Annotated in this window: 8 protein-coding genes; 7 read left to right on the forward strand and 1 reads right to left on the reverse strand. The window is 32.1% G+C overall.

Going from position 1 to position 13,209, the window contains the following annotated elements; translation table 11 throughout:
* Positions 1–244: 244 nt before the first annotated feature.
* From parE to mprF, 6 genes are all read left to right on the forward strand, one after another.
* Positions 245–2,245 carry a DNA topoisomerase IV subunit B gene (gene parE / locus KA858_RS06085; protein ID WP_053030975.1) on the forward strand — a complete coding sequence of 667 codons (2,001 nt, stop codon included), beginning with the start codon at positions 245–247 and terminating at the stop codon, positions 2,243–2,245.
* Positions 2,242–4,641 carry a DNA topoisomerase IV subunit A gene (gene parC / locus KA858_RS06090; RefSeq protein WP_210135246.1) on the forward strand — a complete coding sequence of 800 codons (2,400 nt, stop codon included), beginning with the start codon at positions 2,242–2,244 and terminating at the stop codon, positions 4,639–4,641. The genes parE and parC overlap by 4 nt, the downstream gene beginning before the upstream one ends.
* A 214-nt stretch (positions 4,642–4,855) precedes the next feature.
* Entirely contained in the window at positions 4,856–6,313 is a 1,458-nt protein-coding gene (gene alsT / locus KA858_RS06095; RefSeq protein ID WP_210135247.1) for a glutamine transporter AlsT, read from the forward strand.
* A gap of 162 nt (positions 6,314–6,475) precedes the next feature.
* Positions 6,476–7,324, forward strand: coding sequence for a glucose PTS transporter transcription antiterminator GlcT (gene glcT, locus KA858_RS06100; protein WP_210135248.1), 849 nt, complete (start codon positions 6,476–6,478; stop codon positions 7,322–7,324).
* Positions 7,325–7,406: 82 nt separating this feature from the next.
* Complete coding sequence (locus KA858_RS06105) at positions 7,407–8,636, forward strand: AI-2E family transporter (protein ID WP_107629681.1); 1,230 nt, start codon at positions 7,407–7,409, stop codon at positions 8,634–8,636.
* Between the two features lie 272 nt (positions 8,637–8,908).
* Positions 8,909–11,431, forward strand: a complete 2,523-nt coding sequence (gene mprF / locus KA858_RS06110) for a bifunctional lysylphosphatidylglycerol flippase/synthetase MprF (protein WP_210135249.1) — start codon at positions 8,909–8,911, stop codon at positions 11,429–11,431.
* An 80-nt stretch (positions 11,432–11,511) separates the two neighbouring features.
* Here mprF and msrA read toward each other — a convergent pair whose 3' ends face one another.
* Positions 11,512–12,018: a peptide-methionine (S)-S-oxide reductase MsrA gene (gene msrA, locus KA858_RS06115; RefSeq protein ID WP_107629679.1), complete on the reverse strand. Its 507-nt coding sequence runs from the start codon at positions 12,016–12,018 to the stop codon at positions 11,512–11,514.
* Between the two features lie 146 nt (positions 12,019–12,164).
* Between msrA and KA858_RS06120 the strand changes: the two genes are divergently transcribed.
* On the forward strand, positions 12,165–13,142 hold the full coding sequence (locus KA858_RS06120; protein ID WP_210135250.1) for an LCP family protein: 978 nt from the start codon (positions 12,165–12,167) through the stop codon (positions 13,140–13,142).
* Positions 13,143–13,209 lie beyond the last annotated feature (67 nt).

Raw genomic sequence — 13,209 nt, forward strand, 5'->3', positions numbered from 1 at the left:
TATTTAATTTTGTTTTTGTTCAAATTAATCTAAAAACACAAACAAAAAAAACAACTTAACCTCGTTTTATAAAATTTTCTTAATTTTTTTTTTTTTTTTTGTTTTTTAATTTTACGTCCCACAACTCAACACTAACTTAAAATTGATTAGTTTTTAACTCACACTTGCAATTTAGACCGATTTATATAAGAATAACTATTGTATAGTTTTTAAAACGAACGTACGTTTGTAGGAGGCGAACGCATTGGCAACAAAAAATTCAAATCATTATTCAGATGATTCTATTCAAGTATTAGAGGGATTGGAAGCTGTAAGAAAGCGTCCAGGTATGTATATAGGATCTACTGATAAACGAGGTCTACATCATTTAGTATATGAAGTTGTAGATAACTCTGTGGATGAAGTGTTAAACGGATATGGTAATGAAATAAATGTAACAATTAATCAGGATAATAGTATTTCTATTGAAGATAATGGTCGTGGCATGCCTTCAGGGATGCATGCATCAGGTAAACCTACTGTAGAAGTTATTTTTACCGTCTTACATGCCGGTGGTAAATTTGGTCAAGGTGGATATAAAACATCTGGTGGATTACATGGTGTTGGTGCTTCAGTCGTTAATGCATTGAGCGAATGGTTAGAAGTTGAAATACATAGAGATGGGAATATCTACAAGCAAAGTTTTAAAAATGGTGGGGTGCCTGCCTCTGGTTTAGTTAAATCAGGTAAAACGAAGAGAACAGGAACTAAAGTTACATTTAAACCAGATCCTGAAATATTTAAAGCAACAACTTCATTCAATTTTGATACATTAAGTGAAAGATTACAAGAATCAGCCTTCCTATTAAAGAATCTTAAAATAACATTGAAAGATTTACGTAGTGGTAAAGAACGTGAAGATGTTTACCATTATGAAGAGGGGATTAAAGAATTTGTAAGTTACGTCAACGAAGGCAAAGAAGTTCTTCATGATGTAACAATGTTCACAGGTTCAGCTAATGGCATAGAAGTGGATGTTGCTTTCCAATATAACGATCAATACTCAGAGAGTATATTAAGTTTCGTTAATAACGTGCGTACAAAAGACGGAGGAACACATGAAGTAGGATTTAAAACTGCTATGACACGTGTCTTTAATGATTACGCTAGACGAATTAATGAATTAAAAGAAAAAGACAAAAATTTAGATGGTAATGATATTCGTGAAGGTTTAACTGCGATTATATCAGTACGTATTCCAGAAGAGTTGCTACAGTTTGAAGGACAAACGAAGTCTAAATTAGGTACTTCAGAAGCGCGAAGTGCGGTTGATTCAGTAGTCTCTGATAAATTACCGTTTTATTTAGAAGAAAAAGGACAACTTTCTAAATCACTTGTGAAAAAGGCAATTAAAGCACAACAAGCTAGAGAAGCAGCACGTAAGGCCCGCGAAGACGCACGTTCAGGTAAGAAGAATAAACGTAAAGATACGTTGCTCTCAGGAAAGTTAACACCTGCGCAAAGTAAGAATACTGAAAAAAATGAATTGTATTTAGTCGAAGGGGACTCTGCAGGTGGTTCAGCTAAGCTTGGTAGAGATAGAAAATTCCAAGCGATTTTACCTTTGCGAGGTAAAGTTATTAATACTGAAAAAGCAAGACTTGAGGATATATTTAAGAATGAAGAGATTAACACGATTATCCATACAATTGGCGCTGGAGTAGGAAATGACTTCAAAATTGAAGATAGCAATTACAATCGTATTATTATCATGACTGATGCTGATACAGATGGTGCGCACATTCAAGTATTATTATTAACTTTCTTCTTCAAGTATATGAAACCACTAGTACAAGCTGGTAGAGTGTTTATTGCATTGCCTCCACTTTATAAACTTGAAAAAGGAAAAGGTAAATCTAAACAAGTCGAATATGCTTGGACAGACGATGAACTTGATAAACTTCAGAAAAAATTAGGAAAAGGATTTATGTTACAACGTTATAAAGGTCTTGGTGAAATGAACCCTGAACAGTTATGGGAAACGACAATGAATCCTGAAACTCGAACGCTTATTCGTGTTCAAATTGAAGATGAAATGCGCTCTTCTAAACGTGTTACAACATTGATGGGTGATAAAGTTGCACCGCGTCGTGAATGGATTGAAAGTCACGTTGAATTTGGCATGCAAGAAGATCAAAGTATATTAGATAACACTGAAGTACAAGTGATTGAAACTGAAGAATATACTGAGGAGGAAACAAATTGAGTGAGATAATTCAAGATTTATCACTTGAAGATGTGATAGGCGATCGTTTTGGAAGATATAGTAAATATATTATTCAAGAACGTGCTTTACCGGATGTTCGTGATGGTTTAAAGCCAGTGCAACGAAGAATTCTTTTCGCAATGCATAGTAGTGGAAATACCTATGATAAGAATTTCCGTAAAAGTGCTAAGACAGTCGGTGACGTTATCGGTCAATATCATCCACATGGTGACTCATCAGTATATGATGCAATGGTCCGTTTAAGTCAAGATTGGAAATTGCGACATGTCTTAATTGAAATGCATGGTAATAACGGTAGTATTGATAATGATCCACCAGCAGCAATGCGTTATACCGAAGCAAAGTTAAGTCAATTATCTGAGGAACTTGTACGTGATATTAATAAAGAAACAGTAGCTTTTGTTCCTAACTATGACGATACAACACTTGAGCCAATGGTATTGCCGGCAAGATTCCCCAATTTACTAGTAAATGGTTCAACAGGTATTTCTTCTGGTTATGCGACTGATATTCCGCCGCACAATTTAGCTGAAGTAATTCAAGCAACATTGAAATACATCGATAATCCTAATATTACTGTTAGTCAATTAATGAAATATATTAAAGGACCAGATTTTCCTACTGGTGGTATTATTCAAGGTATCGATGGTATTAAGAAAGCTTATGAAACCGGAAAAGGTAAAATCGTCGTACGTTCTAAAGTTGACGCAGAAACACTTCGAAATGGTCGTCAACAACTTATCGTGACAGAAATTCCATACGAGGTGAATAAAAGTTCACTTGTAAAACGTATTGATGAATTAAGAGCCGATAAGAAAGTAGACGGTATCATTGAAGTACGAGATGAGACGGATCGTACTGGTTTAAGAATTGCTATTGAATTGAAAAAAGATGTAAATGCAGAGGCTATAAAGAACTATTTATTCAAGAACTCTGATTTACAAATTGCATATAACTTTAACATGGTTGCAATTAGTGACGGACGTCCTAAATTAATGGGTATTCGTCAAATTATAGATAGTTATTTAAATCATCAAATTGAAGTGGTAGCGAACCGTACTAAATATGATTTAGATCATGCTGAAAAACGCATGCATATTGTAGAAGGTTTAATGAAAGCATTATCAATTTTGGATGAAGTCATTGCTTTAATTCGTAACTCTAAGAATAAAAAAGATGCAAAAGACAATTTAGTATCTGAATTCGAATTTACAGAAGCGCAAGCAGAAGCTATCGTTATGTTACAACTATATCGTTTAACGAATACAGATATCGTTGCGTTAGAAAATGAGCATAATGAGTTAGCAAATATGATTAAAGAATATCGTCATATACTGGATAATCATGATGCGCTGTTACAAGTAATTAAGAATGAATTGACTGACATTCGTAAACGATTTAAATCTGAACGTTTGTCATCAATTGAAGCGGAAATTGCAGAAATTAAAATTGATAAAGAAGTGATGGTGCCAAGTGAAGATGTTGTTTTAAGTATTACACGTCAGGGATATATTAAACGCACATCTACACGTAGTTTTAACGCCAGTGGGGTTGCGGAAATTGGCCTTAAAGATGGAGACAGTTTACTCAAATATCAAACAGTTAATACGCAAGATACGGTACTTGTTTTTACAAACAAAGGAAGATATTTATTTATTCCGGTTCATAAATTATCGGATATCAGATGGAAAGAACTAGGACAACATGTTTCTCAAATTGTCCCTCTAGATGATAATGAAACTGTGGTCGATGTATACAATGAGCAAAACTTCAAAGATGATGCATTTTATGTATTAGCAACTCGAAATGGTATGATTAAGAAAAGTAACGTTAGTTTATTTAAGACAACACGCTACAATAAACCGTTAGTTGCCATGAAAGTTAAAGCACAGGATGAATTAATTAGTGTAATACGCCTAAATGAAAATCAATTGATTACTGTATTAACTCATAAAGGCATGTCATTAACGTATTCAATTGAAGAATTATCTGATACGGGATTGAGAGCAGCTGGTGTTAAATCTATTAATTTAAAAGATGAAGATGTTGTAGTTATGACAGATGCCGTAAATCAAGATAGTTCAATTATAATGGCTACTCAAAGAGGCGCTGTAAAACGCATCAGCTATAAAATTCTACAACAAGCTAAGCGAGCACAAAGAGGAATTACATTACTTAAAGAATTGAAGAAAAATCCACACCGTATTGTTGCAGGTCATGTTGTTAAAGATGAGCATATGTATACATTATATTCTGAAAGTCATACGGAAGATGGACAAATAACTGATATTCATTTATCTGAACAATATACAAATGGTTCATTTATCGTTGATGTTAAGGAGTTTGGAGACGTTCTAGATATGACAATCGACTAATTGCTCAAAAAATTTTATTTTCAATTTAAAAAGAAAATGATAAAATTGAACTTGTTATTTTAACCAATTTTAATCTTTCAAGAGATTTATATTGATGTTGTATAACCTCAAACGTAATATACATTAGTATTATTTTATTGAGTTTATTCAATGCAGTATAAATCTCTTGTAATATATCTTAGGATATTAATTAATTATAGATGAGAGGGATTTAATGAGTGATTTTGATAATTTAATACCTGGGTGGTTTAAAACAATCGTTCAGGTAGGTAATGATTTAATTTGGTCGCAATATTTAATTGGATTACTATTAACTGTAGGCTTCTTCTTTACAATTAGTTCTAAATTTGTGCAATTACGAATGTTGCCAGAAATGTTTAGAGCTTTAGTAGAGAAACCTGAAACATTGAATAGTGGTGAAAAAGGTATATCACCATTTCAAGCATTTGCAATCAGTGCTGGTTCTCGAGTAGGTACTGGTAATATTGCCGGCGTAGCTACGGCAATTGTGCTTGGTGGACCTGGTGCAGTATTTTGGATGTGGGTAATTGCTTTCATTGGAGCGGCAAGTGCGTTTATGGAAGCTACTTTAGCTCAGATTTATAAGGTTCACGATAAAGAAGGCGGATTCCGTGGGGGTCCAGCTTACTACATAACTAAAGGTTTAAATCAAAAATGGTTAGGTATTTTATTCTCAATATTAATTACTGTAACATTTGCGTTTGTATTTAATACTGTTCAATCTAATACAATTGCAGAGTCATTAAATACTCAATACAACATAAGTCCAGTTATAACAGGTATTGTATTGGCAGTTATTACAGGAATCATCATCTTTGGTGGTGTGCGCAGTATTGCGACATTATCATCATTGATTGTGCCTATCATGGCGATCATTTATATTGGAATGGTTTTAGTTATTTTATTATTAAATATCGACCAAATTGTTCCAATGATAGGTACGATCATTAAGAGTGCGTTTGGTTTCGAACAAGTTACCGGAGGCGCTGTTGGTGCGGCCATCCTTCAAGGTATTAAACGTGGTTTATTCTCTAACGAAGCTGGTATGGGTTCGGCACCTAATGCTGCTGCTACAGCGGCTGTACCACACCCAGTGAAACAAGGTTTAATTCAATCACTTGGTGTATTTTTCGATACTATGTTAGTTTGTACAGCTACAGCGATTATGATTTTATTATATTCAGGATTAAAATTTGGTGAAAGTGCACCTCAAGGTGTTCAAGTTACTCAATCAGCATTAAATGAACATTTAGGTTCAGCTGGGGGTATCTTTTTAACAGTTGCGATTACGTTATTCGCATTTTCTTCTGTAGTCGGTAACTATTACTACGGCCAATCAAATATTGAATTTTTATCTAAAAATAAAGTGATTATGTTTATTTTCAGATGTTTAGTTGTTTTATTAGTATTTGTTGGTTCAGTTGTGAAAACTGAAACTGTATGGAGTACTGCCGATTTATTTATGGGATTAATGGCGATTGTTAACTTGATTTCTATTATCGGTCTTTCAAATATAGCTATAGCTGTCATGAAAGATTATCAAAAACAACGTAAAGCTGGTATGAAACCTGTGTTCAAACCTGAGAATCTCGAAATCAACTTGTTTGGCATTGAAACTTGGGGTAGAGAAAATCAACTACCTAAAAAGTAATCGATTGAATAACTATTTAATATAATATTATTAACATACTCCTTTCAATGTATTGAATTTAGGTTTCATAACGTTGGAAGGAGTTTTTACATTAAGTTTGAAATCTTTTCATTTTTAATAATTCGTTTTATAATTCATATATTATAAAGAAAGGTGATTATGATGAGTGAGTATACTATTTCTAAAGCTTTAAATAACAACGTCATCATATGCACTTATAATAATCAAGAGGTTATTCTCATTGGAAAAGGTATCGGCTTTAATAAAAAGGCGGGAATGACCTTAGATGAAAGTGCTTCAATAGAAAAAGTTTATAAGCTAGAACAAAAGCAACAGCAAGAATATTATAAATCTTTAGTTGAAATCGCAGATGAAGATGTTCTACAAGCGGTAATTGAAGCAGTCAATTATATAACGAGTACAACGCATACTACTGACGATAAAAATCTTGTTGTTGCTTTGACTGATCACATTATATTTGCATACAAAAGATTAAAGCAAAATCAAATTATTAGTAATCCATTTGCTATTGAAACCAAACATTTATATAGTGGCGCTTATGCAATTGCAAGCCAAGTTATTGATAAGCTGAATCAACGACTAGATGTCAATTTTCCACCTGATGAAATTGGATTTATCGCATTACATATCGCATCTAACACTGAGGATTTAACAATACACGAAATGTCTTTAATTAATAATTTAATTAGTAAAAGCATACTGATTATTGAAAATGATTTAAACCATGAAATTGATAATCATACAGTTCAATATCAACGATTTATTAGACATATCCAATTTTTAATTCGACGTCTTAATAAAAAAGAATATATTTACGCTCAAGATGTCTTTATTGATATGGTTAAAAACCATTATCCTAATGCATACAATACTGCTTTTAAAATCTCAAGAATGATACAAAAACATTTAAATATTCCTATTGATGATTCTGAAATTGTTTATCTTGCACTACATATTTATCATTTTGAAACACAAATAAGTTCATCTTAAAGCGAAACAACATTTAATTGTTTTTATGTTATGATGTTAGATAGCTTTAGTTCTATAAGTTAGTTAAGGTATGGTGAGAAACATGACAACTGAAAATAAACAAGTTGAAGATAACAGCGCAAAAAAATTCAGTTTTACAGAAACGCGTTTTATGAAGTTTTTAGGCGGTAAAGATTTATTATTTGCTTTACTTTCATTAGTGCTCATAGGCATTGTAATATTTATATTTGATAAAGTTTCATATGTTTTTGAACCATTTATCATTATATTTAATACAATTGTGGCACCGATTATTTTATCGCTCATTTTGTTTTATCTTATTAATCCAATTATCAATTTGATGGAAAGATATAATATTCCAAGATTGTTAGGCATTATTATTGTGTTTTTAGCAATTGTTGGTGGCGCAACATTAATTATTAATTTATTAATTCCACTAATCAGTGATCAAATCACACGCTTAGCGAACAATTTCCCTAAGTATGTAGATAAATTTAATAATGCAATAGATCAAGTTACGCATTTTTCTTTCTTATCTTCATTTTATACTCAAATACAAGATTGGTTAGACTCAGTCTCTAACAAGATTCCTTCGATGGTTTCGAGTTATTTTGATGGATTTGGAACTAAAATAAGAAGTTTTGCAGAAGCGATAGTAAATGTAGGCGTAGTGCTTGTCACAACACCATTTGTATTGTTCTTTATGTTAAAGGATGGTCATAAGTTTAAAGAGTATTCAACTAAGATTATGCCACCAAAATTTAGAAAAGATTACCATGATTTAATGGAGAAAATGAGTGTACAAGTGGGTTCTTATATTCAAGGCCAAATTATTGTCTCATTTTGTATCGGTATCTTACTCTTTATTGGTTACTCTATCATTGGGCTTGATTATGGATTGGTGCTTGCATGTATCGCAGCTGTTACAAGCGTTGTTCCTTATTTAGGTCCAACTATTGCGATTTCACCAGCTATTATCATAGCCATTATTACATCTCCACTTATGTTATTGAAATTAATTGTTGTATGGACGCTTGTTCAATTTATCGAAGGACATTTTATTTCACCTAATGTCATGGGTAAAACATTGAAAATTCATCCTTTAACAATTATTTTCATCTTATTAAGTGCTGGTAATTTATTAGGAATCGTTGGTGTTATTTTAGGTATACCAGGATATGCGATACTTAAAGTATTAGTCTCTCACATATTCTTATTATTTAAACGTCGTTATAACAAGTATTACGGTAATGATTCAGGAGAATATGAAATAAAAAAAGAAGAGACGAAAGAATATACTCAAGCCGATTAGTACGGCTTGTTGATGCAAAGTTTAGTCAAGTAAAAGATAAATAATACTAGAGTGTTACTTTGTAGTAGCTGACTAGGGCTGAGAAAGAGGAATATCCACTTTTTCTCAGTCCTAGTTTTTTAATACAATGTACATATCAAATTTTAAAATCAGAATGTATAATCTCACGTACATTACAATACTGTTAGCATGTGTAATATATATTCATATGTTCATTCAAATGAAGGTATGATATATTTTAAACTAATCGAAGTTGAAGGTAGAGGTATGATATGACTGAAGAACTAAAAAATAGATTATTTTCTATACTTAAATTTGTTTTTGCTGCGGTGTTGTTTATAGCAGTTGTTGCCACGCTATATCATGAACTAGCACACATTAATTTCAAGCAAACGCTTGAAGCTTTTAGCAAAATTAATCGTTGGTACCTTGTAGGCTTATTTATCTGTGGTGGTGCTGCAATGATTTTGCTGAGCTTATACGATCTTATATTAGTTAAGGGATTGAAACTTGATATCCCACTGATAAGAGTGTTTAAAGTGAGCTATATTATTAATGCACTCAATGCTATTGTTGGTTTTGGTGGGTTTATCGGTGCTGGATTTAGAGCATTTGTGTATAAAAATTATACAACGGATCGAAAAAAATTAGTGCATGCCATTTCAATTATACTTATATCAATGTTGACAGGTTTGAGTCTTCTATCAATTCTTGTCGTATTACATATCTTTGATGCTTCGCACATATTAAATAAAGTAAGCTGGGTAAGATGGATATTATATATAGTTGCATTATTCTTACCTTTATTTATTGCTTATACCATGATTAATCCTATTGATCGTTATAACAAATATTTAGGTGTTTATTGCACATTGGTATCTAGTGTTGAGTGGCTTGCTGCTGCATCAGTACTTTATTTATCGACAGTTATTGTTGATATTAATGTCGCATTTACGACTGTAATTGGAATTTTTATCATTGCTGCGCTTTCTGGATTAGTCAGTTTCATTCCCGGAGGTTTTGGTGCTTTCGATTTAGTTGTATTACTAGGATTAAAGTCGTTAGGCGTTCCTGAAGAAAAAGTTTTATTAGCGTTATTATTGTATCGTTTCGCTTATTACTTTGTACCAGTCATTATTGCACTTGTATTATCTACTTTTGAATTTGGTTCATCTGCTAGAAAGTACTTTGAAGAATCTAAATATTTTGTCCCTGCAAAAGATGTAACATCATTTTTATTTTCTTATCAAAAAGATATTATTGCTAAAATACCATCTTTTGCTTTAGCCACTTTAGTATTAATCACAAGTTTTGTATTCTTTATTAATAACATTACTATTGTTTATGATGGCTTATATGATGATCATCATTTTGCATATTATATTATGTTATCTATTCATACTAGTGCTTGTTTATTATTACTTCTTAATGTTAGAGGGGTATACAAGCAAAGTCGTCGTTCTATTTTATTTGTAATGATTTCGCTTATTTTAATTTTCGCTGCGACAATATACACTTATGCATCTTTAATCTTATTATCATGGATTATTCTAATATTTGTATTACTTGTTCTTGCATATCGCCGATCTAAAGTTGTGAAGCGACCATTTAGATTAAAGCGGTTCATTGTAGCTATTATTTTGAGCGTCTTTGTATTATACGTTAATCACATTATTATTTCCGAAACATTATATGCGCTAGACATTTATCATATTGAAATGGATACATCATTACTAAAATATTATTTCTGGTTAACAATTCTTGTCGTTGTAATGTTAGTGGGTATAGTTGCATGGCTCCTTGAGTCAAAATACAATAGACCACACCAATTTGAAGATTTGTCACAATGTAAAGCAATCATCGAAACATATGGTGGTAATTATTTAAGTCATCTGATCTACAGTGGAGATAAAGATATCTTTATGCATGAAAATGAACAAGCATTTTTAATGTATCGTTATAAAGGTAATGCACTTGTTGTGTTAGGTGATCCAATTGGTGACCCAAATGCTTTCCAATCGTTACTGATTGATTTTTATAATTATGGTGAAAAGTTAGGTTATGACATCATTTTTTATCAAGTGTCAGATCGGTTTATGCCACTTTATCATAATTTTGGTAATCAATTCTTTAAATTGGGCGAAGAAGCCATCATAGATTTAACTCAATTTACGACATCAGGAAAGAAACGTCGTGGTTTTCGAGCGACACTTAATAAATTCGATGATTTAAATATTCAATTTGAAATTTTAGAACCACCTTTTTCAATGGATATTATTTCTGAATTGAAATATGTCAGTGATCAATGGTTAGATGGACGTAATGAAATGCATTTTTCAGTAGGGCAATTTACTGAAGACTATTTACAACAAGCGCCTATAGGAATCATGAAGAATGAAGAGGGGAAAGTAATTGCGTTTTGTACTTTAATGCCTACTTATTATAATGAAGCTATTTCTGTTGATTTAATTCGTTGGTTACCTGACCTTGATTTACCTTTAATGGACGGTTTGTATTTGCATATGCTACTTTGGGGTAAAGACAAAGGCTATAAAGCATTTAATATGGGTATGGCAACATTATCGAATGTAGGTCAATTAAATTATTCATATCCACGTGAACGTGTAGCTGGTCGTGTTTTTGAACATTTCAATGGACTTTATCGCTTTCAAGGATTACGTAAATATAAAGAAAAATATAGCCCTAATTGGGAACCAAGATTTTTAGTTTATAGAAAAGACAGTTCATTATGGTATAGTATGCTAAAAGTAATGAGAGTTATTCGTCATAAATAAATCATTATTTAAACATAAGGCATCCTACAAGTGAAATGATAACAATCATTTATGAAGGATGCCTTTGATTATTTATGTGTTTAATTTGCGCTATAGTTAGCACGGTCTTGTTGTTCTTGAGCATAACGCTCAGGGTTCTTTTTATAAAAATCTTGATGATATTCTTCCGCTTTGTAAAATGTTGAAGCGGGTAAGATTTTAGTTGCTATTGCTTTTTCAGAATGAATGGTTTGCTCGAGTTGGTGGATGTGTTGTTCAGCGAGTTTTTTTTGGTCCTCATTCGTGTAGAAGATTGCCGTTCTATATTGAGAACCTCTGTCTTGAAACTGGCCACCATCATCAATAGGATCAATTACCGAAAAGAATACTTCCAATAATTTATTATAAGAAAACAGTGCAACATCATATTCGATTTTTACAGTTTCATAATGTCCTGTGGTCCCACTTTTCACATCTTCATAAGTAGGGTTGTGAGTTGAACCACCCATGTAGCCAGATGTTACTGTTTCTATACCATCGAATTGATCGAAAGGTTTGGTCATACACCAGAAACACCCACCAGCAAAATATGCTGTATTAATATTCATTTATGCCATCCTTTCATTGGACCTTAGTACCATTTATTTAAAAATTACTTGATTTTTTAAAGTAACTTCTATAACTTAATTATATATAATTATAGTACATAGATATACAATTTTGAAGATTTTTACAAGACGTAAGGTAGGTAAATATGACAGAAGAGAAGGATAAGACAGTATACAGACGACAAGTAGAATCAGAGACACCTTCTAAACGACGAAATAAGAAAAAACTACGAAAATTACCTTTTATTATTTTGATTATAGTAATATTGCTTCTTGCAGCTATTATTTATATCGTCCATAGTTATCGTAGTGGTGTTAATTATGCTGAGAAACATGCCAAAGATATTAAAGTACATAAGTTTAACGGACCTGTTAAAAATGATGGTAAGATTTCTGTACTTGTATTAGGCGCTGACAAAGCAAATGGTGGTAAGTCAAGAACTGACTCCATCATGGTAGTTCAATATGATTTTATTCATAAAAAGATGAAAATGATGTCAGTAATGCGAGATATTTATGCAGAAATACCCGGATATCAAAATTACAAAATTAATGCAGCATATTCACTTGGTGGTCCAGAACTGCTAAGAAAAACATTAAATAAGAATTTAGGTATCAATCCGGAATATTATGCAGTCATTGATTTTACAGGCTTTGAAAAAATGATCGATGAATTAGAGCCAAATGGTGTTCCTATGGACGTAGAAAAAGATATGTCTGAAAACATTGGCGTATCTCTTAAAAAAGATCATCATCGTTTGAATGGTAAAGAATTACTTGGATATGCAAGATTTAGACATGATGAGGAAGGAGATTTTGGGCGAGTTAGACGTCAACAACAAGTTATGCAAACGTTGAAAAAAGAGTTAGTTACGCCTAGTTCTGTAGTTAAATTGCCTAAAGTAGCTGGTATTTTGAGAGGTTATATTAATACAAGTATGCCTAATTCAGCGATATTCCAAACAGGTATAAGTTTTGGTATTAGAGGAGATAAGAACGTAGAATCTCTTACAGTGCCGATCAATAATTCATACCAAAATATTAATACTAATAATGATGGCAGTGCATTAGACATTGATAAAGATAAAAACAAAAAGGCTATTCAAGAATTTTTAAATAATTAAATGACAGTAAAAAAGGTACTGAACCCCTTAAATGGGAACTTAATAAAAATAGGCTTTACGTCAAATC

The sequence above is a fragment of the Staphylococcus sp. GDX8P80P genome (genome assembly GCF_017893095.1).
Lineage (GTDB): Bacteria > Bacillota > Bacilli > Staphylococcales > Staphylococcaceae > Staphylococcus > Staphylococcus borealis.